Raw genomic sequence first — 19,116 nt, forward strand, 5'->3', positions numbered from 1 at the left:
TCTCTCCCCCACCAACCGCTCGACCTCCCGAGCCACCGCCTCCACAACAACCTCAGCCCCCGCCCCCAGATCCAGCGGAGCCCCCCGCTCCCCCACCACCGCACCCGTGAGATCGACCAGCACCACCCGCAACTCGTCCCGGTCCAGATGCACCCCCACCGCGTGCCCTGCCTCCGGCACCAACCGCAGGACCGTACGCGGTTTCCCGCCCGTGGACGCGCGCCGCCCCGCCTCCGCGACGAGGCCGGAGTCCCGCAGCCGGGCGGTGATCTTGCTGACGGCCTGGGGGGTGAGCCCGGTGCGGTCGGCGAGTTCGAGGCGGCTGATCCCGTCCGTGCCGGCCGTCCGCAGCAGGTCGAGGACCAGCGCGGCGTTGTGGCTGCGCACGGCGAGCAGATTCGCGCCCACCACACTGGCCGAACCGACCCCCGGCCTTGCCCCCGCCGCACTCGCCGAACCGACCCCGACCCCTGTCGTCGCCCCCGCCGCTGTCCCGCCCCGCGCACTGTTCACACCCCCATTGTCCCCACCACTTGCACTTTGGCAACAGCGTTGCGAAAGTGGAGGGCATGACTGGACGCACCACTCGCACCCCCCTCCGCGTCGGCCTCGTCGGCTACGGCCTCGCGGGCTCCGTCTTCCACGCCCCGCTGATCGCCGCCACCGAGGGCCTGACCCTCGACACGGTCGTCACCTCGAACCCGGAGCGGCAGGAACAGGCCCGCGCGGAGTTCCCCGACGTCCGCACGGCCGCGACCCCCGAGGACCTGTTCGCCCGCGCCGACGACCTGGACCTGATCGTCGTCGCGTCCCCGAACAAGACGCACGTCGCGCTCGCGACCACCGCCCTCAAGGCCGGCCTCCCGGTCGTCGTGGACAAGCCGATCGCCGGCACCGCCGCCGAGGCCCGCGAGCTGGCGGCCCTCGCCGAGCAGCACAGCCTGCTCCTCTCCGTCTTCCAGAACCGCCGCTGGGACAACGACTTCCTGACCCTGCGCAAGCTCCTCGCCGAGGGCGAACTGGGCGACGTCTGGCGCTTCGAGTCCCGGTTCGAGCGCTGGCGCCCGCAGCCCAAGGGCGGCTGGCGCGAGTCCGGCGACCCGGCAGAGATCGGAGGTCTCCTCTACGACCTCGGCAGCCATGTCGTGGACCAGGCGCTGGCCCTCTTCGGCCCCGTCGCCTCCGTGTACGCCGAGTCGGACATCCGCCGCCCGGGCGCGGAGACGGACGACGACACGTTCTTCGCGCTGACCCACACGAACGGCGTCCGCTCGCACCTGTACGTCTCCGCGACCACCGCTCAACTCGGCCCGCGTTTCCGGGTGTTGGGCTCCAAGGCGGGCTATGTGAAGTACGGCCTCGACCCCCAGGAGGCGGACCTGCGCGACGGCAAGCGCCCGGGCACGGCGGACAGCTGGGGCCAGGAACCCGAGTCCCTCTACGGCCGAGTCGGCGCCGGCGAGTCCCCGCTCACCGGCGGCGGCCGCCCCGAGCCGACCCTCCCCGGCGACTACCCCGCGTACTACGCGGCCGTCGCCGCCGCCCTCCGTGACGGCGCCCCCAACCCGGTGACCGCCCTGGAGGCGGCCGCCACCCTCGACGTACTGGAAGCCGCGCGCCGCAGCGCCCGCGACGGAGTGACGGTGACCCTGTGACCCAGCACAAGCCCGCGATCACCCAGCGGATCGCCCCCGAGATCACCCCGACGGTCGAGGAACTCGAAGCGCAGGAACGGCACTTGGTGTTCCGGCGCTTCACCTACGACGACGCCTGGACACTGGGTTCGCTCCTCGTGGAACTGGCCCGCGAGAGCCAGGCGCCGGTCGCCATCGACATCCGGCGCGGCGGTCAGCAGCTCTTCCACGCGGCGCTGCCGGGTTCGTCCCCCGACAACGACGCGTGGATCGACCGTAAACGCAAGGTGGTCGAGCGCTTCGGCGCCGCGTCCTACCTGGTCGGCACCCGCTTCCGCGCCAAGGGCAGCACCTTCGAGGACTCCTCCCGCCTCGACCCGGACGAGTACGCGGCACACGGCGGCTCGTTCCCGATCAGGGTCGAGGGCGTGGGCGTGATCGGCACGGTGACGGTGAGCGGGCTGCCACAGTTGCAGGACCACCGGTTCGTGGTGGCGGCGCTGGAGCAGTTCCTGGACGACGCACGGGATTAAGCCGGACCCGACTCCGGTTGGCACTGTCCACAGGTCCAGGTACGACAGCGGAGGGAACAGCAGCGATGAGCGATACGCCGAAGAAGCTGAGGGAAACGGTCGGGCGGTACGGCATCTGGAGCGCGGGCCTGCGCTCCGAGGATCCGGCCCAGCGCGGTGAACTCGCCGACGCGGCAGCCGAGCTGGAGCAACTCGGTTACGGCGCCGTCTGGTTGGGCGGCAGCAGCGCCGCCCGGCACGCCGTACCGCTCATCGAGGCGACCTCGACGCTCACCGTCGGCACCAGCATCCAGAGCATCTGGCAGTACGACGCGGCCGAAAGCGCCGCGAGCTTCGCGGAGTTGGAGGCGGCCCACCCCGGCCGCTTCCTGCTCGGCCTCGGGGTGAGCCACGCCAAGCTGGCGGACCAGTACCGCCGCCCGTACTCGGCACTCGTGAGCTACCTGGACGCCCTGGACGCCGCCGGAGTCCCCGCCGACCGCCGTCTCCTGGCCGCCCTCGGCCCGAAGTCCCTGGAGTTGGCCCGGGACCGCTCGGCCGGCTCGATCCCGTACCTGGTCACCCCCGAACACACGGCCAAGGCCCGCGACCTCCTGGGCGAAACCCCGCTGCTGGCCCCGGAGTTGAAGGTGGTCCTGGAGTCGGACCCCACCCGCGCCCGCACCCTGGCCCGCGACTACCTCGCCATGTACCTCGCCCTCCCGAACTACACCAACAACTTCCTCCGCAACGGCTTCACCGAGGCCGACATCGCAGACGGCGGCAGCGACCGCCTGGTGGACGCGGTGTTCGCATGGGGCGACGAGTCCTCGATCCGCGCGAGGATCGACGCCTTCCTAACGGCAGGCGCAGACCACGTGGCGCTCCAGGTGGTCGACGGAGCCCCACGCGATTCCCTCCCACGCGACGCTTGGCGCAAGCTGGCCTCTCTACTGACGTGAACGTGATGCCCTTTTAGGGGCGCGGGGCTGTATCGATTTGCGGCTCCGCCGTGTGGGCGCGACCAGCCACAACGGCCGCGCACCCGCAAAACAACGCGCAGCCTCCACCCCTTAGGCGTCCTTGAACTCCTGCCGCTGCCGCCCAAGCCCCGAGATCTCCAGCTCAACAACATCCCCGGCCCGCAAGAACGGCTTGGGCTCAGGCTGCCCAAGAGCAACCCCCGCCGGCGTACCGGTGTTGATGACGTCCCCGGGGTACAGGGTCATGAACTGGCTGACGTAGCGCACCACTTCGGCGACCGGGAAGATCTGCTCGGCGGTCGTCCCGTCCTGCTTCAACTCCCCGTTCACCCACAGCCGTAGCGACAAACCCTGCGGATCGTCGACCTCGTCCGCCGTCACCAACCACGGCCCCAACGGGTTGAACGTCTCGCAGTTTTTCCCCTTGTCCCACGTCCCGCCCCGCTCGATCTGAAACTCCCGCTCGGACACGTCATGCGCGACCGCGTACCCGGCGACATGCGCGAGCGCCTCCTCATGGGACTCCAGATAACGCGCCGTACGCCCGATGACGACGGCGAGCTCGACCTCCCAGTCGGTCTTCACGGAGTTGCGAGGGACAAGCACGGTGTCGTACGGCCCGACGACCGTGTCCGCCGCCTTGAAGAAGATCACCGGCTCGGCGGGCGGCTCGGCGCCGGTCTCGCGGGCGTGGTCGTGGTAGTTCAGCCCGATGCACACGACCTTGCCGATCCGCGCCAGCGGCGGCCCGACCCGCAGCCCGTCGGCGTCCAGCGCGGGCAGCTCCCCGGCGTCGGCCGCGGCCCGGATCCGGCCCAGCGCGGCGGCGTCGGCGAGCAGCGGCCCGTCGATGTCCGGGACGATGCCGGACAGGTCCCGCAGGGTCCCCTCGGCGTCGAGCAGCGCGGGCCGCTCCGCCCCCGCCGTACCGACTCGCAGCAGCTTCATGTTCACCATCTCCATCGATCGCGGACGGTCGACCGATGGGTGCAGCCATCGGAGGACTGGTCGATCCTCCAAGCTCACGGTCCAGTCCGCAATACCTGGTTCACGGACTGGACCGTAACCGCGGGCGGTCAGGCTGTCGTCACGTGTAAAGAACCGCCCGTTCCACGGCGCTCCAGGCCGCGCTGGTCACCACGTACAGCGCGACGGCGAGCGGCACCACGGCCACGGTGACGAGCGTGCCGTAGGACAGGAGGGGCAGCACCTTGCCGAGGGCGCCGGCGCCGGTGCCGGTGTCGACGGCCGCTCGCCGGGTGCGGACGTAGGTGAAGGTCGCGACCGCGGCGACGACGAGGAACAGCCCGACGTAGACGAGTCCGGCCGGCCCGAACATCCCGTCCCCGGCCAGCGCGTCGGTCCAGCGGCCGTCGAGCGGCGCGGCGAACAGCTGATGGGAGAGCAGGCCGTCGCCGCCGCCGGAGAACAGGCGGTAGAGGAGGAAGAACGCGGGGAGTTGGAGGAGGGTCGGCAGCAGTCCGGACAGCGGCGACACCTTCTCCTCGGCGTGCAGTTCGAGTACGGCCTTCTGCAGCTTCTCGGGCTGCTTCGCGTACCGCTTCCGCAACTCGGCCACCCGTGGCTGGAGTTGGGCCCGCGCCTTCTGTCCGCGCGCCGCGGCCCGCGACAGGGGATGCACGAGGAGTCGTATTAGAGCGGTGAACAGGACTATCGCGGCGGCGGCCGCGGTCGCGCCGAACAACGGGTGGAGCAGAGCGGCGAGTTGGTCGACCAGGGCAGCGAAAACGGACATGGGTGAGCCCTCCGTGGGTCTCGTCGTGCCGGGAGTGGGCATGGCGACGTGACGGCCCGCGCGAGAAGGCGACAGAAGGAGATGCCTTACGCGGTGGTCGTCCGGAGGGTGTGTCCGGGGGCTCGGGGGCGTGGGCGGCCCGAGGCGTCGGGATCGCGCTGGGGCAGGAACGCCGTACGGCGGGCCCGGTCGCGGATGGCCGTACGGACCCGGGTGGGCGGTACGCCGGGCGCGCTGCGCGCGGTGAGGAGGGCGCAGACGGCGAGGGCGGTGCCGGTCGCGGCGAGCGCGACGGCGGCCGGGAGGCTGCCGGTGTCCACCAGCACCATCGGGAGCAGGAAGAGGAGCAGCAGGGCACTCGCCCGATGCTGGTGGTTCATGGCCCGCCCCCTCCCCAACTACCGTTCTCGTACGGCCCGTTGTCTCGAATCTCGAATGTCCCGAACGCTACACGGGATCGGTCTCGATCGGCTGGAGCAGTCGCCTCGGTTTGAGGAACGCCCGGCTGACCGGGTCCGCCGGGTCCGGGTCGAGTCCGGGGCCTGGGTCCATGATGACATCCGCGACGGGGACGACGACGGCGCAGGTGGGGCACTCGCCGTAGGAGCCGAGTTCGGTGCCGCAGTCCGCGTGCCGGAAGTAGCGCAGCCGCGTCTCGTCGTACTGCTCGCGGCTCCACCGGCCGAGCGAGCGCAGCACCGGCCACAGGGCGATCCCGCGCTCCGTGATGACGTACTCGTCGCGCGGCGGGGACTCCTGGTAGCGGCGCTTTTCGAGGATGCCCTCGGCGGTGAGTGCCTGGAGGCGGGCGGCGAGGACCGCGCGCGGGATGCCGAGGTGGGCGAGGAAGTCGTTGTAGCGCCGTACGCCGTAGAGGGCGTCCCGGACGACGAGGAGCGTCCAGCGCTCCCCGACCACCTCCAGCGCCCGGGCGATCGAGCACTCCTGTCTCGTGTCCGCGTAGTCCTTGCCTATTGACGTCCTCCCCTCCTTGAAGGGAGGGGATTCCTGGCTCAGGCCGCCTCTGGGAGCAGCGCTCCCGGAGGTCTTACGCCCTCGACACCAGCCGGGTTGAGACCAGCCCGGACGAGCATCACGCGGGCGGAGTTCTTATCCCGAGGGGATACGACTCCGCACATGGTGCAGGTGTAGGTACGTTCCGAAAGAGGAAGTGCGTGCTTGGTTCTCGCTCCGCACGACGCGCAGTCCATGGTGGTGTGCGCGGGGTGCACGAGACGCACATCGCGTCCGTGCTTGCGGCCCATTTCGATCAGGGCCGTCTTGGTGGCGCCGATCGCCGCGTCTGCGGCTTTGCGGGCCATGGTGGTCTTGGCGAGGAACTTCGGGCGGAAGTCCTCGACGGCGATGGCGTCGTGGTCGCGGACCACGTTCTTGGCCCACTTGCGGGCGGTGTCCTGCCGCTGCCGGGCGACCTTCTTGTGCAGCTTCGCGGTCTGCTTCTGCGCTTCGCGGTAGCCCTTGGACGCGGCCTGCCCGCGCGCGGGCTTACGGCGGGCCATCATCCGCTGGTAGCGGGCGAGACGCTGTGCCGCGCGCTTGCCGTGCTCGGCGTGCGGCAGGTCGTGGGCGTTGCTCGTGGTGGTGGCGGTCTCCTTGACGCCCCAGTCCACGCCGAGCACCGCGCCGGTCGCGGGAAGCGGCTGGACCTCGGTGGCGACGACGAACGAGGCGTACCAGTGCCCCACCGCGTCCCGGTACACGCGCACGCTGGAGGGCGCGGACGGGAGTTCGCGGGACCACACCACCGTCAAGGCGATGCCGCCTGCGAGGTGGAGACAGCCGTCCTTCAGCCGGAAGCCCCGGGTGGTGTAGTTCAGCGTGGGCAGCGCCTCACGCTTCTTCTTGTGCCGGGGCATGCCCGCGCGCTGCCGCATCGGCAGCCGCTTCTCGATGTCCTTCAGAGCCTTGGAACGGGACGTGGCGAAGTCCCGGATGACCTGCTGCTGCGGCACCGACGCGCCTTCACGCAGCCACGATGTCTTGGCGCGGGCTTCGGTCAGCATCTTGTCGAGCTGGGCCGGGCCGCACGTCACCTTGTCGTCCGGGTTGGCCTTGTTGTGGGCGTGCACGGCGCGGGACTTGGCCACGGATTCGTTCCAGATCCACCGGCAGCGGTCCCACTCGGCGAGCAGCGCGGTGCGGGCGGTCGACGACATGCGAAGCCGGTAGGTGTACCGGGCGCGCTCAGTCCCCTCCACCGCCTTCTGTCATGTCGTCATGGTGTCATCTTACCACTGGTCAAGAGGCGGAAGACCACTACTCTGGAGTCATGGATGAAGAGAAGCGCATCACCCTCCGCCTGCCCGCCGACCTCCACGAATGGCTGGCCGCTCAGGCCAAGTCCGCCCGCAGGTCCCTCAACTCCGAGATCGTCTACCGCCTGGAGGTCGAGCGCGACGCCGCCGTGGCAGACGCCGAATCGCCCTGACGGCGAGTCGCCTTTCCCTGCCCTGCTCCGCAGGAGTCCGATTCCTCCCCGGCCTGAACGCCAGGGCATCCCGGAGGAATCCGGTGAATCAGTGAATCAACGGAGATGCGTCGAGGTGAGCGTGCCCCACACCACCATGCGGTACCGGGAGGTGAACTCCGGGGTGCAGGTGGTGAGGGTGACGTAGTAACCGGCGCTGCTGTAGCCATAGGCCGGCTTGACGGTCGAGCGCGGGATCGGCCGGATCACGCCGGAGTCGGCGGCGGAGGTCTGCGGCAGGATCTTGTCGACCGTGTACGTGTAGGTGGCCGCGCTCGTCTCGACCCGGACGGTGTCCTTGAGGCGCAGTCGCGGGAGATACCTGAACGGCTCGCCGTGGGTGTTGCGGTGCCCGGCGAGCGCGAAGTTCCCTGCCTGGCCCGGCTGTTGGGTGCCGGGGTAGTGGCCGACATACCCCTTGTTGAGCACGTTCCGCTTGCTGACGCCTTCCGCGACCGGGACGCGGAGGTGGAGGCGAGGGATGGTGAGGATGGCGTAGGCCTGGGAGCGGCGGGGGCCGGCGGCGGAACCGGTGACCGTGGTCGAGCCATCGGCCGAGGTGCTCCGGCGCGGTGAACTGCCGCCCGCCAGACCGGTGTTGGCCGACGGGGTACTCCCACTCACCGCACCGGGCGTCGCCCATTGCCGCTCCAGCGCCTGCACTTGATGCTCGGCGCCCTGACGGGCCTCCCGGTTGGTCCACCACAGCTGGTGGACGACGAGGAGCAGAAGGACGACCCCGGCAGTGACGAGGAACTCCCCACCGGTCCACAGGGCGCGTCGGCCCAGCGCACGGCGTCGACGGCTGCGGTGCTGCACGACGGGAACCCGCATGGGCCGCACGATAAGGGCCGGTTCGCGAACTCACCAGACTCATGGCTCCGATTACCGGAAAGGGTGCCCGTTCGATCCTTCGTACACGGGTTTTAGAAAGGGGTGTCACAACCCTCGACAACCTCGCGCACCACACCCGATGCTTCCTGATGGCACGAGCCGGGGGGATGGCCGACGCCGGTGGGACGACCGGCGGTTGAGCGAATCGGGAGTAGAGATGATCCGACGCAGAACCCTGCTGGCCGCAGCGGGCGGTGGGCTCCTCGGCACCGCCCTGGCGACCGGCACCGCACGGGCCGACGCGACGATCGCGGTCAACCCGGCGACGAAGTACGGCACTTGGGAGGGCTGGGGCACCTCGCTGGCCTGGTGGGCTAACGTCTTCGGCGCCCGGGACGACTTCGCCGACATCTTCTTCACCACCAAGTCGACGACGTACAACGGGAAATCGCTTCCCGGCCTGGGTCTCAACATCGCCCGCTACAACCTCGGCGCGAGCAGCTGGAACACGGTGAACGGCGAGTCGATGGTCGCCTCCGCCAACATCCCCGCGTTCAAGCAGATCGAGGGCTACTGGCAGGACTGGAACAACGAGGACCCCACGTCCTCGGCCTGGGACTGGACGGCGGACGCCACCCAGCGGGCGATGCTGGTGAAGGCCACCTCGCGCGGCGCGACGACCGAGCTGTTCGCCAACTCCCCCATGTGGTGGATGTGTTCGAACCACAACCCGTCGGGCGCGGCGGGCGGCGGCAACAACCTCCAGACCTGGAACTACCGCCAGCACGCCTCCCACCTGGCGGCCGTGGCCCTCTACGCGAAGAACAACTGGGGAGTGAACTTCGCGACGGTCGAGGCCTTCAACGAGCCCTCGTCGAGCTGGTGGACGGCGACGGGTACGCAGGAGGGCTGCCACATGGATTCGACGGTCCAGGCAGCCGTACTCCCCTATGTCCGCAGCGAGTTGGACGCGCGCGGCCTGACGAGCACGAAGATCTCGGCCTCGGACGAGACGAGCTACGACCTGGCCCGCACCACCTGGAGCGCCTTCAGCGCGACGACGAAGGGCTACGTCAACCGCGTCAACGTCCACGGCTACCAGGGCTCGGGCGGCCGTAGAGACCTGCTGTACACGGACGTTGTCACCACGGCGGGCAAGGCCCTCTGGAACTCGGAGACGGGCGACAGCGACTCCACGGGCCTCACGCTGGCGAGCAACCTGCTCTACGACTTCCGCTGGCTGCACCCCACGGCGTGGACCTACTGGCAGGTCATGGACCCGAGTTCGGGCTGGGCGATGATCGCGTACGACCAGAGCACGCTCACGGCCGGCGCGGTGCAGACGAAGTACTACGTGATGGCCCAGTTCAGCCGTCACATCCGCCCCGGCATGACCATCCTCGACACGGGGGTGAGTTACGCGGCGGCGGGCTACGACGCGTCGGCGAAGCGGCTGGTGATCGTCGCCGCCAACACAGGCTCGTCGTCGACGACTTTGACCTTCGACCTGTCCAAGTTCACGACGGTGGCGGGCGGTTCTAGCGGCCTGGTCCCGCGCTGGAACACGGTGACGGGCGGCGGGGGCGACCTCTACGCCTCCCACTCGGACACGTATCTGAGCGGCAAGACGGTGAGCGCGACGTTCGCGGCGGGGGCGGTGCAGACGCTGCAGATCGACGGGGTGGTGATCTGAACTGGCCGGGATTCTGAAGGGAGTTGAGCCGCACACGGGTCCTGACGGCCGACCCGGGCTCAGCCCCGGCCCCGGCCCCGGCTTCGGGCTGGTGGCACTCGCGCTCGGCGGTTTCGGAATCGGTCTGACCGAGTTCGTGATCGCCGGGCTGCTCCCGCAGGTGAGCCGCAGCCTGAACGTGTCCACCGCCGCCGCGGGCTGGCTGATCTCCGGCTACGCCCTGACGGTCGCGGTGGGCGCGATCGCGGTGACGGCGGCGACGGCTGCCCTGCCCCAAAAGCCGGTCCTGGTAGGCCTGGTGGCCCTGTTCGTCGTAGGGAACCTGCTGTCGGCGCTGGCCCCGAATTACGGCGTGATGCTGCTCGGCCGAGTAGTGGCGGCCCTCTGCCACGGCTCGTTCTTCGGCATCGGCTCCTTGGTCGCCCGCCGCCTGGTCCCTCCCGAACGGGCCTCGCGCGCGGTCGCGGTGATGTTCGCCGGCCTGACGGTGGCGAACGTGCTGGGCGTCCCGTTCGGCGCGCTCGTCGGCGAACGGTGGGGCTGGCGCGCGACGTTCTGGGCGATCACGGCGATCGGTGGGGTCGCGCTGGTCGCCATCGCGGTACTGGTACCGGCCTGGGCGGGAGCGACGGAGGGAAGGGCCAACCTTCGCACGCAACTGCACGCCTTCCGCTCCACCCAGGTATGGCTGACGCTGACGGCCACGGCCCTCGGCTACGGCGGCATGTTCGGCGCGTTCAGCTACCTCGCGTACACCTTCACCCGCGTCACGGGCTTCTCGACGACGGACGTGGCCTGGCTGCTGGTGGTCTACGGCACGGGGCTGGTCGTCGGCAACATCGCGGGCGGCCGTGGCGCCGACCACAACCGAGACGCCACGTTGCTCGTGTCCCTGGCCGGCCTGGCGGCAACGTTGACAGTGTTCGGGGCGCTGGCGAGCAGCCGCCCGGCCTCGGTGATCCTGGTCTTCCTCCTGGGCGTGTTCGGGTTCGCGGCGGTCCCCGGGATGATCACGCGCGTGACGGACGCGGCAGGGGGCGTACCGCTGGCGGCCAGCGCGAACGTCTCCGCGTCGAATGTGGGGAACGCGGTGGGGGCGTGGTTGGGGGGCCTGGTGATCAGCGCGGGGTGGGGGTACGCGGCTCCGTTGTATGTGGGGGCGGGGATCGTGGGGGTGGGGTTGGGGGTTATAGGGGTTGCGGTGTGTGGGGGAGGGGTTGCGGGTGGCGGGAGAGGGGTGGGGGTGGAGTCGGGTGGGGCAACGGGAGGTGGAGAGGTCGTAGAGGCGCGGGAGTCGTAGAGACGCAGGGGGCCTAGAGGCGCAGGGATCGTAGAGGCGCAGGGATCGTAGAAGCGCTGGGGTCGTAGAGGCGCAGGAGTATTGGAAGCGCCGGGGTCGTGGAAGCGAGGCGGCGGCAAGGGCGAGGTGGTCGTAAAACTGGCGGAAACCGGGAAGCCACCCGGTGTTCCCCGTGGGGCGGACTCCGGTGGCTCCCTCACCACTCCCCCACGCCCCTCTCACCGGCCGACCTGGGCATATCTCTGCCCTTGCCTCCATCTGTGTCGGCATCGGCAGTACCGTGTCGTTCATGCGCCCCGACACGCCCGCCGAGAACGTCGACCACCCCGCCGAAGCGGCCCGCCTCGAACGGACCGCCGCCCGCTACCCCGAGGACGCCGAAGCCCTGCTCCTCCAGGCCGCGGCCCACCTGGAACTGGCCGGCGACCGCCCCGCCGCCACCGCGCTCTACGACCGCCTGCTGTCTTCGGCGGACGCCCTGGAGACCCCGCATCTGGTACGGGCCCTCAAGGCCTCCAACCTCTGGGAGTACGGCCACGAGGCCGAGGCCAGGGCGATCATCGACGGGGTGCGGACAACGTCCCCCCGCGATCCCGCCCCCTGGGTGATCGTCGCGGAGTCCCTGGAGTCCCACGACGAGTTGGAGGCGGCGCAGGAGACGTTCACGGAGGGCGTGACGCTGCTCCTGACGGACGTACCCGAACCCCCGTACTCCACCCACCCGTTGCTGTACGGCCGACACCGGGTACGGCGCATGCTGGGCGTGTCGCACGACGAGTGGGACACGCTGGCGGACACGTTGCACTCGTCCCACTTGTCCCCTTCCTCCCCGGTATCCCTGGACGAGCTGCACGACCCGAAGCGGGTGTGGTCGCTGGGGTCGGACAACCCGGCGGAGCTTGAGGCCGAGATCTCGCGTCTACGGGCGGAGTTGGGGGCGTACCGGGAGGCGCTGTCGCGTCCGTTCCCGGTGGCTGTACTGCACTGGCCCGAGGGGGAGTTGACCGAGCTGGTGGGGGCGTACGAGTCCCTCGCGGTGGAGTACCCCTCGCACGAGGAGCACCTCGCGACGATAGAGGGGTCGCTGCGGGAGCTGGCGGCCAGCGGTACGCCGAACCTGGGGATCGTTACGGGGACGGTGCCTTCTTATGAGGCGTTCGCGGCGTCTGAGGGGGCTTCGCCTGGGGATGCCGATTTGTTGCCGCAGTATGCGACGACGCTGGCGGCTCGGGGGCGGGCTGTGGTTTGGCCTCCGCAGCGGGGGGCTTCTTGTTGGTGTGGGTCGGGGCGGGGTTATGGGGAGTGTCACGGGGGCTGAGGGTCGGTTGTGGCGACTGAGCAACATGGGCTTGCTGACCGCGAGTTGGTGCTCCGCTACTTCGAGATGTGGAACACCGGCGATTCGGCTGTCGCCGGTGAGGTTCTTCATCCGGATTGGCGGGACCATGCGCATCCGGAGATCACGGGGCCCGGTGACGTTCAGCGGGCGGTGGAGCATGTCCGGGCCGCCCAGCCGGACCTGCGCTTCGACATCAGTGCGGTGTTGAACGAAGGGGAACTGCTGGCCGCGGTTGGGGAGGTGAGCCGGGGTGCCGGTGCGGCGGCAACAGCGAGCGGGCTGATTTGGCTGATCCGCGTTCGGGACGGCTTGCTCGCGGAGATGTGGACTTACCGTCGCGACGAACGGGCGTGATCTGCGGCTCTCGACACAACGCCTCAAGTACGCCGGCACAATGCTTCCGTGCCAGATGCCGTCCCGTCCTCCGCTGCCGTGTCCGCCCGCATGAGCCGACAGAGCTCCCGCGACACGGCTCCCGAAGTGGCGGTCCGACGCCTCCTGCATGCCGAGGGCCTGCGGTACCGGGTGAACGTACCGGTGCCCGGCATACCCCGTCGCACGATCGACATCGTCTTCCCCAAGGCCAAGATCGCGATCTTCATGGACGGCTGCTTCTGGCACGGGTGCCCTCAGCATGCGACCCAGCCGAAGGCGAACGCGGAGTGGTGGCGGGCCAAACTCGACAAGAACATGGCCCGCGATCAGGAAACCACCGAGCATCTGCGAACGGCGGGGTGGACGGTTCTGCGGTACTGGGAGCACGAGGTCCCGAACACAGTGGCCGAAGAGATCAGGTCTGCCGTTCTCCACCACAAGCAGAGAAGCTGAATCGGGCGACACTCCCGCTTGCAGCGAACGCGGGGAACGGGGCCGGGCCTCCTCTACCCGCACTCTCGTCTTCCCGCTGTTGCCGCCAGGTGACGTCACCCGCAGGAGCATCGCGGACCATGAAGCCTGATTCGCATCAAACCGGTTATCACGGCTACACCTTGAGTGAGGCTCTCATCCACCTACTCTTCGTCCGCCGCCAAAAAAGCACGGCCATCGGGGCCCCCAACCGTGGATGCTACGACCGCTCTTGCGTGAGACCGAGCAGCTGGTCGTCCACGGCACCGAGTTCAGCCTCGAAGCGCATCTGAACTCGGTCCAGGGCTTCGTCCGGGTCGTAACCGTGCGCCCGAAGCCAGTGCAGAAGATCGGAGATGGCCTCGATGGCCGCCGCCTCCGTCGTTGCCGCCCCGAGCCGGCTTGCCCGACGGCTGCTGCAGTGCTCGTCGGGCGCGTGCAGAGCAGTGGCGAACTCGCACCACGTCACCTTCCGATCGGCGAGGAGCTGAACACCCCAGCGGTCAGAAGTGGCGGTGACGAGCGCCATGCCACGCCCTGTTTCGGCGTGATCGCTCGCATCCACGAGTGTCGGAAGAGCGCGTGTGTCAGGGTCGTGGACTTCGATGCGCAGGCGGGTGCCGTTCATAGAGACGGCAAGGGTGGTCGGGGTACCTGCACCCACGTGAGTGATCACGTTGGAGACGAACTCGCTCACGCAGAGTTGGACCGCGAGGGTGAGTTCTTGCAGGCCCCAGATCCTCAGATGGATCCGTAACACCCGCCGCAGAGCTGCCACTTCCTCCGGCTCCGCAAGAAACGGGAGTTCCCACGCCGTCCTCGGCGTGCACGTAGTGCAGTCCATGCCCCAACCCCTCCACCTGCACAGCAGGTTGCGATGCGTAACTACCTTCACACCGAGGGTTGCACTGGAACTCTCAAAATGGAACTCTCATTATCCACCGACGGGAGTGCACCTGGACCTCACGCGCCCCCGGCGCGCGCTGCCTTGCCGTCAGGCTCGAACAACCAGCACGATCTGATGGATCGACATGAGGGGCTGGAAACATGCCAGTTGGACCCACCACACGAAGGCGTCAGCTGGGCGCCGACCTGCGCCGACTCCGCGAAGCCGAGGGCTTGACCCTGGAGGAAGCAGGTGCACGAGTCGGCATCTCAAAGGCAACACTGAGTCGCTACGAGACGAAGGAAGGAACGGTCAAGTGGCCGGCCGTTGACGCCCTTTGCCGCGAATACGGAGCCTCTGACGCAGAACGTGTCGCCCTCGTCGAACTGGCCAAGGGTGCCAAGATCCAAGGCTGGTGGCGATCACTCGCCGACCCCATCCCTGACTCCATGAACCTCATGCTCACGCTTGAGGACGAGGTCGTACGCGAAGACCACTACGCCTGCATGTACGTCCCCGGGCTACTCCAGACTCGTTCCTACGCTGAGGCGGTTCACCGAGCCTCGGAGGTGCAATGCCCGGAGCGCGAAGTGCAGCACATGGTCGACATCCGCATGAAGCGCCAGGAACTCCTTGACCGCGACGACCCACCGCGCATCTGGTGCGTGATCGATGAGGCGGCGCTCCGTCGCCAAGTCGGCGGTCGCGAGGTCATGCGAGAGCAACTCGGGCATCTACTCGCCCTGAACGAGCGCCCTCACATCACCGTCCAAGTCCTCCCCTTCTCAAAGGGCGCACACGCAGCGGCAGTTGGCAGCTTCGCCATCCTCCGGGGCCCGACTCCGGACCTGGACGTGGCATACGTGGACCTACTCAGCGGCGGCCTCTTTATGGAGAAGCCGCAGGAACTGGCGCGTTATAGGTTGGCGTTCGAGTACCTCAGCGCACAGGCGCTCGATCTTGAGTCCTCCACAGACATCGTCCACCGCATAAGCAAGGAGTCCTGATGTCGGCGCCCTCGATGCACCAGTGGTTCAAGTCCTCGTACAGCGGGGGGAGTGGGACGGAGTGCGTCGAGTGTGCGCCCCTCAAAGGTGGCACGCTCGTTCGCGACTCCAAATATCTTCATGGACCGATACTTACGGTCCGAACCCCGGCATGGCTTACATTCATAGACGCTTTGGGCGAACCGAAAGATTACTAGCCATGCCAACGCGTTGAAATCATATACCACACACACGTTTCAAACGATCAGATATTGCAGAGTGCCCACATGCGGCTACTCTGCACCCCTGACGTCATCCACAACGCTCGCTATCTCCTTCACAACGGCCGTTCCGGATTGAATTGATTCCTGCACAATGGGTGCTCCGACGTTGAATGCGACACAGACCGCAATGAACGCTATCCACGCCTTCCCCCATCGACTGGCAGTGTCAGGATTCGAGTTTCCCATGGTCGCGGAAGCTTGAGCCAGCGAGCCGATGACCCTGCTTGCTTCAGTCGAAACTCTGGCAGCGCCGAAGATGTGTACGTTGTCGATCAACCAGATCAGATGTTCAATCTGACTCAATAGTTCATCACGCACAGAGCCACTAATTTCGACGTCATCCATTGACTGCAGCAAATCAATCCACTCTTGACACTGATCAGAGATTCCCTGAAGGTCAGTGCTGCGCGGAGCTGCGGTCGAACCAACCAAGCTTCCGGCGATAATATCTGCCGCCGCCTCAAGATGATCCAGCATATCCGGGGTAATAATACTGCTCGAATCGCGACCATTATCGGTCCAGTTTGCCTGCGGCTGCACTACGGCGATCCACCAGGAAGGAACATACCGGAGAGATCTCTCGCGCGCCCGTTCGGGCAGTGCATTCAACTGCACCACCGTGTCGAGCAACAGGTTGACTACCTCCGAGTGACGCTTGGCAAACTCCAGTGAGCCCCACTCCGCATCGAGCGCTTGAGCCCAACCACTCGCATAATTAACACTGGAGGACTCACGAACCCTCGCCAATATGGAGTGCAAGTGATGTGGCGCGCTGTTGTCGCTGGAAAGACTCATTCAAGTTCCTTGAATATCCCGTGGGGTACAGGCAAAAGCTACGGATAAAGATAGCAGTCAGGGAAGGATCCCGGCTTCGCTTTTGTCCCGATCCGTGCCCTACTGACACACTGATACCTTTCCAGTAGCCGCCCGCACCTCACCAATACGCTCTTGAACCTGCTGAGACCAGACCCTCTTCCGTCCAGCAGACGCTACGATCGCCCTCCGGAGGATCGGAATCATCGGAGCTCATCATGGCGATCATCAAGCATGCGGCGCGTCAAACTCTCGGACAGTTGATCGGGGCGAACAATCCCGTAGTCACCGTTCCCGATGACAGTCAGCGACAATACGCGTGGACGAAGAAAGAAGTTGACACTTACTGGGCCGATATCCAGAAGTTTAGACTGGCTCGCGAAAGCGGCAAGGAATCGGCATCCGAGTATTTCATTGGCCCAATTGTCACGATCACTGATGAACACGTAAAGAGCAGGTCACTCCTGGACGGCCAACAGCGACTCACGACATCCACCATCTTGATCGCAGTAATTCGCGACATCTTGTGGAGGATCGGGTCCCCGGAAGCACGGTCAACAGCTAGCAACATTCAGCGCGACTACATAGCTAGGAAGGCCGGCCGACGGGAGCCGATAGAATATTTCCTGGTCCTTTCGTTGTTTGATCGCGACTTCTTTCGAGACTTCATCCAGGACTGGAATGAGCTGACCGGGAAGGTCAGAGGGGTAGAGGACCCGAAGAAGCGACCGTCCCACAAACTGATTCAGGAGGCCTACTCAAATTTCGAAAGCAAGATAACCGCAGAGCTCTCGTCCTACTCCGATGAAGACAGTCGACTTGACTGGCTCGATTCCCTGTACGAGTGCCTCATAAAAGGCTTGGTGTTTGTTGAAATTCAAACACCTACGTCAAGTGACGCGAACGAAGTGTTCGAGACCATTAATTCTCGAGGCAAAGACCTTTCAACAGTGGACCTCGTGAGAAACTTCCTCATGGAAAGAAGTCGAGAAGATCTAGAGAAGCAACGCGTGAATGATGCTTGGCGTGTACTTCTCGACAAATTCGACAAGAGAGAAGAGATTGAAAGGTTTCTGCGCCACTTCTGGGTGGCTCGTCATGGGGACGTGAAATCCCATAGCCTATACGCCACGATCCGAGGAGATCTCACCAGGGAATTCGACAAGCGCCCCCACGCCTACACGGCTGGCGCCTTTGCGGCCGAGCTTGAAAGCGCGTCCATTCGATACGTTGACCTCATCCACTGCTCAACCGGTGTTGATGAATTTGATTCAGCACTGTCCGAAATAAAAGCCCTGAACGCCGATGCCCTGCACCCGTTGCTCCTGGCTGCTTCCGAAAAGAATGACTACGCACAGCTGCAAGACCTCATAGAAGCCTGCCTCAGCTACTATGTCAGATGGACCGTAATCGGTCGACGAGAATCCACGCTCCTCGAGGAGAATATATTCGAGGTCGCGAAGGAGTTTTCCGGTGGAGCGGGGGCAGAATCGATTCTGCGTCGGGTGTGCGGATGGATACCGGACAATGAGACCTTTAAGGTCGATTTCGAAGAGGCATCTATTCCCAAGCCGTCCCAGGCTCGCTATCTTCTTGAGAAGGTCGAAGCGAAATTGAGGAATACGGAAGGAGTCGACGAGCTTGAGGTGGCCAGCAGTACAAAAGTCCACGTCGAACAGATCTACCCTCAGCAACCGAATCCCGAGCTGCGCTTGGACGAACACGATTCATGGGTGCATCGCCTGGGGAATGTAACCCTCCTCAACGGGCGCAAGAATCAGACAAATTCGAATCGCCCTTTCCCCGAGAAGGTCAGCATATACGAGGAGTCCGCGCTTCTTGTCTCTTCGGAAACACAAGTATTCAGACTCTGGGACTCTCAGAAATCTCGTTGGCGCCCAGAAGGAATAATCGAGAGGCAGGCAGATCTAGCGAAAACTGCTCTTACGGTCTGGCCAAGCTCCAGCCAGTGGCAGTAGCACCGCCGTGAGCGCGTACTGACAGATGCCTGAATTTCACCAGGTACGTGTATCGGGTCCACAAATGACGAAGTCCCCCCTGGAATCCCCGTCAGGCATGCCACCCCCACTGCCCGCGGTGAATCACTTCCTCCGCACCCCGCCGCCGCTCCGCGACCCGCCCACTCTGCTCGGGAACATCCTCAGCCCGGTACCCCACCGTGATCCCACCGATCGGGTCGTACTCCTCCGGCACCCCGAACTCCGCCCGGAACGGCTCCAGATGCTCCGGCACGATGCCGAAGAAGCAGGCGCCGAGCCCTTCGTCGACCGCGGTCAGGAGCATCAGCAGGGAGGCCATTCCCGTGTCGATGTACCAGTACGGCGCGGGCCAACGGGCCTCTGCGCGGTCCTCCCAGCCCTTGTCGGGTTCGGCGTAGCGCGCAAGGTAGGCGGCCTTGTGTGCCAGGGGTACTACGACCAGCGGGGCGTCCTGCATGGTCGGAGTGTTCTCGACCCGGGTGGGGACGAACGGCCAGAAGCGGGCGCGGTCGGCCGGGTCGGTCAGGGCGAGGAACGCCCAGCCCTGGGAGAAGCCGGCCGAGGGGGCTCGTAGCGCGGAGGCGAGGACGCGTTCGATCACCTCCGGGGTCAGCGGCTTGTCGGAGTAATGACGGATCATGCGTCGCCGGCGGACCACCTCGGAGAATTCCATGTCGGCAGATCCTGCCACGAACTCCCGGAGGAGCGGGCGCTGTTGAGCTGCTGATCAGCCGTCGTAGGGTGAGAGACCCTGGTGGAGAT

The 19,116-nt window shown here is 66.6% G+C and carries 22 protein-coding genes; 12 read left to right on the forward strand and 10 right to left on the reverse strand.

Translation table 11 applies throughout. The annotated features are described in order from the left end of the window. On the reverse strand, positions 1 to 513 hold a 513-nt coding region (locus ACFWP5_RS08505), incomplete at its 3' end, for a MarR family transcriptional regulator (RefSeq protein ID WP_384152288.1). A 56-nt stretch (positions 514 to 569) separates the two neighbouring features. Between ACFWP5_RS08505 and ACFWP5_RS08510 the strand changes: the two genes are divergently transcribed. The 3 genes from ACFWP5_RS08510 to ACFWP5_RS08520 all read left to right on the forward strand — a co-directional run bounded on the left by ACFWP5_RS08510 (position 570) and on the right by ACFWP5_RS08520 (position 3,108). Continuing rightward, positions 570 to 1,655 carry a Gfo/Idh/MocA family oxidoreductase gene (locus ACFWP5_RS08510; protein ID WP_384152291.1) on the forward strand — a complete coding sequence of 362 codons (1,086 nt, stop codon included), beginning with the start codon at positions 570 to 572 and terminating at the stop codon, positions 1,653 to 1,655. Continuing rightward, complete coding sequence (locus tag ACFWP5_RS08515; RefSeq protein WP_384152294.1) at positions 1,652 to 2,167, forward strand: heme-degrading domain-containing protein; 516 nt, start codon at positions 1,652 to 1,654, stop codon at positions 2,165 to 2,167. Before ACFWP5_RS08510 ends, ACFWP5_RS08515 begins: the two co-directional genes overlap by 4 nt. 65 nt (positions 2,168 to 2,232) lie before the next feature. Further along, positions 2,233 to 3,108, forward strand: coding sequence for an LLM class F420-dependent oxidoreductase (locus ACFWP5_RS08520; protein WP_384152297.1), 876 nt, complete (start codon positions 2,233 to 2,235; stop codon positions 3,106 to 3,108). Positions 3,109 to 3,219: 111 nt separating this feature from the next. On the opposite strand, the gene ACFWP5_RS08525 is transcribed toward ACFWP5_RS08520, so the two are convergent. From ACFWP5_RS08525 to ACFWP5_RS08545, 5 genes are all read right to left on the reverse strand, one after another. Beyond that, positions 3,220 to 4,077 carry a fumarylacetoacetate hydrolase family protein gene (locus ACFWP5_RS08525; protein ID WP_384152300.1) on the reverse strand — a complete coding sequence of 286 codons (858 nt, stop codon included), beginning with the start codon at positions 4,075 to 4,077 and terminating at the stop codon, positions 3,220 to 3,222. 139 nt (positions 4,078 to 4,216) lie between these two features. Continuing rightward, entirely contained in the window at positions 4,217 to 4,885 is a 669-nt protein-coding gene (locus ACFWP5_RS08530) for a YidC/Oxa1 family membrane protein insertase (RefSeq protein ID WP_384152303.1), read from the reverse strand. Between the two features lie 86 nt (positions 4,886 to 4,971). Beyond that, positions 4,972 to 5,265, reverse strand: coding sequence for a DUF6412 domain-containing protein (locus ACFWP5_RS08535; RefSeq protein ID WP_384152306.1), 294 nt, complete (start codon positions 5,263 to 5,265; stop codon positions 4,972 to 4,974). 67 nt (positions 5,266 to 5,332) lie between these two features. Then, positions 5,333 to 5,902 (reverse strand): winged helix-turn-helix transcriptional regulator, encoded by a 570-nt coding sequence (locus ACFWP5_RS08540; RefSeq protein ID WP_384152617.1) that lies wholly within the window; start codon positions 5,900 to 5,902, stop codon positions 5,333 to 5,335. Continuing rightward, positions 5,899 to 7,062 (reverse strand): RNA-guided endonuclease InsQ/TnpB family protein, encoded by a 1,164-nt coding sequence (locus ACFWP5_RS08545; protein ID WP_384152309.1) that lies wholly within the window; start codon positions 7,060 to 7,062, stop codon positions 5,899 to 5,901. Before ACFWP5_RS08545 ends, ACFWP5_RS08540 begins: the two co-directional genes overlap by 4 nt. A gap of 53 nt (positions 7,063 to 7,115) precedes the next feature. On the opposite strand from ACFWP5_RS08545, the gene ACFWP5_RS08550 reads away from it, so the two are divergent. Next, on the forward strand, positions 7,116 to 7,334 hold the full coding sequence (locus ACFWP5_RS08550; protein WP_384152312.1) for a toxin-antitoxin system HicB family antitoxin: 219 nt from the start codon (positions 7,116 to 7,118) through the stop codon (positions 7,332 to 7,334). A 96-nt stretch (positions 7,335 to 7,430) separates the two neighbouring features. Here ACFWP5_RS08550 and ACFWP5_RS08555 read toward each other — a convergent pair whose 3' ends face one another. Then, the gene (locus ACFWP5_RS08555; protein ID WP_384152315.1) at positions 7,431 to 8,207 is read right to left on the reverse strand and encodes a class E sortase; all 777 of its coding nucleotides are present in this window, start codon (positions 8,205 to 8,207) and stop codon (positions 7,431 to 7,433) included. A 217-nt stretch (positions 8,208 to 8,424) separates the two neighbouring features. Here ACFWP5_RS08555 and ACFWP5_RS08560 point away from each other — a divergent pair, with 217 nt between their 5' ends. The 5 genes from ACFWP5_RS08560 to ACFWP5_RS08580 all read left to right on the forward strand — a co-directional run bounded on the left by ACFWP5_RS08560 (position 8,425) and on the right by ACFWP5_RS08580 (position 13,367). Further along, the gene (locus ACFWP5_RS08560; protein ID WP_384152318.1) at positions 8,425 to 9,900 is read left to right on the forward strand and encodes a beta-1,6-galactanase; all 1,476 of its coding nucleotides are present in this window, start codon (positions 8,425 to 8,427) and stop codon (positions 9,898 to 9,900) included. A 91-nt stretch (positions 9,901 to 9,991) separates the two neighbouring features. Then, positions 9,992 to 11,200, forward strand: a complete 1,209-nt coding sequence (locus ACFWP5_RS08565; RefSeq protein WP_384152321.1) for an MFS transporter — start codon at positions 9,992 to 9,994, stop codon at positions 11,198 to 11,200. Positions 11,201 to 11,489: 289 nt separating this feature from the next. Further along, on the forward strand, positions 11,490 to 12,518 hold the full coding sequence (locus ACFWP5_RS08570; RefSeq protein ID WP_384152324.1) for an SEC-C domain-containing protein: 1,029 nt from the start codon (positions 11,490 to 11,492) through the stop codon (positions 12,516 to 12,518). 9 nt (positions 12,519 to 12,527) lie between these two features. Next, positions 12,528 to 12,893, forward strand: coding sequence for a nuclear transport factor 2 family protein (locus ACFWP5_RS08575; RefSeq protein ID WP_384152327.1), 366 nt, complete (start codon positions 12,528 to 12,530; stop codon positions 12,891 to 12,893). Positions 12,894 to 12,983: 90 nt separating this feature from the next. Beyond that, positions 12,984 to 13,367 carry a very short patch repair endonuclease gene (locus ACFWP5_RS08580; protein ID WP_384152621.1) on the forward strand — a complete coding sequence of 128 codons (384 nt, stop codon included), beginning with the start codon at positions 12,984 to 12,986 and terminating at the stop codon, positions 13,365 to 13,367. A gap of 238 nt (positions 13,368 to 13,605) precedes the next feature. On the opposite strand, the gene ACFWP5_RS08585 is transcribed toward ACFWP5_RS08580, so the two are convergent. Beyond that, entirely contained in the window at positions 13,606 to 14,229 is a 624-nt protein-coding gene (locus tag ACFWP5_RS08585) for an ATP-binding protein (protein WP_384152330.1), read from the reverse strand. A gap of 203 nt (positions 14,230 to 14,432) precedes the next feature. Here ACFWP5_RS08585 and ACFWP5_RS08590 point away from each other — a divergent pair, with 203 nt between their 5' ends. Next, positions 14,433 to 15,278 carry a helix-turn-helix domain-containing protein gene (locus ACFWP5_RS08590; protein WP_384152333.1) on the forward strand — a complete coding sequence of 282 codons (846 nt, stop codon included), beginning with the start codon at positions 14,433 to 14,435 and terminating at the stop codon, positions 15,276 to 15,278. 14 nt (positions 15,279 to 15,292) lie between these two features. Continuing rightward, positions 15,293 to 15,475, forward strand: coding sequence for a DUF397 domain-containing protein (locus ACFWP5_RS08595; protein WP_384152623.1), 183 nt, complete (start codon positions 15,293 to 15,295; stop codon positions 15,473 to 15,475). A 75-nt stretch (positions 15,476 to 15,550) separates the two neighbouring features. Here ACFWP5_RS08595 and ACFWP5_RS08600 read toward each other — a convergent pair whose 3' ends face one another. Beyond that, positions 15,551 to 16,336, reverse strand: a complete 786-nt coding sequence (locus ACFWP5_RS08600; RefSeq protein ID WP_384152336.1) for a hypothetical protein — start codon at positions 16,334 to 16,336, stop codon at positions 15,551 to 15,553. 236 nt (positions 16,337 to 16,572) lie between these two features. Here ACFWP5_RS08600 and ACFWP5_RS08605 point away from each other — a divergent pair, with 236 nt between their 5' ends. After that, positions 16,573 to 18,333 carry a DUF262 domain-containing protein gene (locus ACFWP5_RS08605; protein ID WP_384152339.1) on the forward strand — a complete coding sequence of 587 codons (1,761 nt, stop codon included), beginning with the start codon at positions 16,573 to 16,575 and terminating at the stop codon, positions 18,331 to 18,333. Positions 18,334 to 18,424: 91 nt separating this feature from the next. Here ACFWP5_RS08605 and ACFWP5_RS08610 read toward each other — a convergent pair whose 3' ends face one another. Continuing rightward, on the reverse strand, positions 18,425 to 19,027 hold the full coding sequence (locus ACFWP5_RS08610; RefSeq protein ID WP_384152342.1) for a nitroreductase family protein: 603 nt from the start codon (positions 19,025 to 19,027) through the stop codon (positions 18,425 to 18,427). Positions 19,028 to 19,116 lie beyond the last annotated feature (89 nt).

This window comes from Streptomyces sp. NPDC058469 (genome assembly GCF_042721125.1).
GTDB lineage: Bacteria > Actinomycetota > Actinomycetes > Streptomycetales > Streptomycetaceae > Streptomyces.

Bases quoted from the DNA above. Each gene is read 5' to 3' on its own strand.
- ACFWP5_RS08570 (WP_384152324.1), top strand. From the start codon at position 11,490: ATGCGCCCCGACACGCCCGCCGAGAACGTCGACCACCCCGCCGAAGCG.
- ACFWP5_RS08600 (WP_384152336.1), bottom strand. From the start codon at position 16,336: ATGAGTCTTTCCAGCGACAACAGCGCGCCACATCACTTGCACTCCATA.
- ACFWP5_RS08530 (WP_384152303.1), bottom strand. From the start codon at position 4,885: ATGTCCGTTTTCGCTGCCCTGGTCGACCAACTCGCCGCTCTGCTCCAC.
- ACFWP5_RS08595 (WP_384152623.1), top strand. From the start codon at position 15,293: ATGCACCAGTGGTTCAAGTCCTCGTACAGCGGGGGGAGTGGGACGGAG.
- ACFWP5_RS08525 (WP_384152300.1), bottom strand. From the start codon at position 4,077: ATGAAGCTGCTGCGAGTCGGTACGGCGGGGGCGGAGCGGCCCGCGCTG.
- ACFWP5_RS08535 (WP_384152306.1), bottom strand. From the start codon at position 5,265: ATGAACCACCAGCATCGGGCGAGTGCCCTGCTGCTCCTCTTCCTGCTC.
- ACFWP5_RS08560 (WP_384152318.1), top strand. From the start codon at position 8,425: ATGATCCGACGCAGAACCCTGCTGGCCGCAGCGGGCGGTGGGCTCCTC.
- ACFWP5_RS08585 (WP_384152330.1), bottom strand. From the start codon at position 14,229: ATGGACTGCACTACGTGCACGCCGAGGACGGCGTGGGAACTCCCGTTT.
- ACFWP5_RS08580 (WP_384152621.1), top strand. From the start codon at position 12,984: ATGAGCCGACAGAGCTCCCGCGACACGGCTCCCGAAGTGGCGGTCCGA.
- ACFWP5_RS08610 (WP_384152342.1), bottom strand. From the start codon at position 19,027: ATGGAATTCTCCGAGGTGGTCCGCCGGCGACGCATGATCCGTCATTAC.
- ACFWP5_RS08555 (WP_384152315.1), bottom strand. From the start codon at position 8,207: ATGCGGGTTCCCGTCGTGCAGCACCGCAGCCGTCGACGCCGTGCGCTG.
- ACFWP5_RS08590 (WP_384152333.1), top strand. From the start codon at position 14,433: ATGCCAGTTGGACCCACCACACGAAGGCGTCAGCTGGGCGCCGACCTG.
- ACFWP5_RS08520 (WP_384152297.1), top strand. From the start codon at position 2,233: ATGAGCGATACGCCGAAGAAGCTGAGGGAAACGGTCGGGCGGTACGGC.
- ACFWP5_RS08605 (WP_384152339.1), top strand. From the start codon at position 16,573: ATGGCGATCATCAAGCATGCGGCGCGTCAAACTCTCGGACAGTTGATC.
- ACFWP5_RS08510 (WP_384152291.1), top strand. From the start codon at position 570: ATGACTGGACGCACCACTCGCACCCCCCTCCGCGTCGGCCTCGTCGGC.
- ACFWP5_RS08550 (WP_384152312.1), top strand. From the start codon at position 7,116: ATGTCGTCATGGTGTCATCTTACCACTGGTCAAGAGGCGGAAGACCAC.
- ACFWP5_RS08545 (WP_384152309.1), bottom strand. From the start codon at position 7,062: ATGTCGTCGACCGCCCGCACCGCGCTGCTCGCCGAGTGGGACCGCTGC.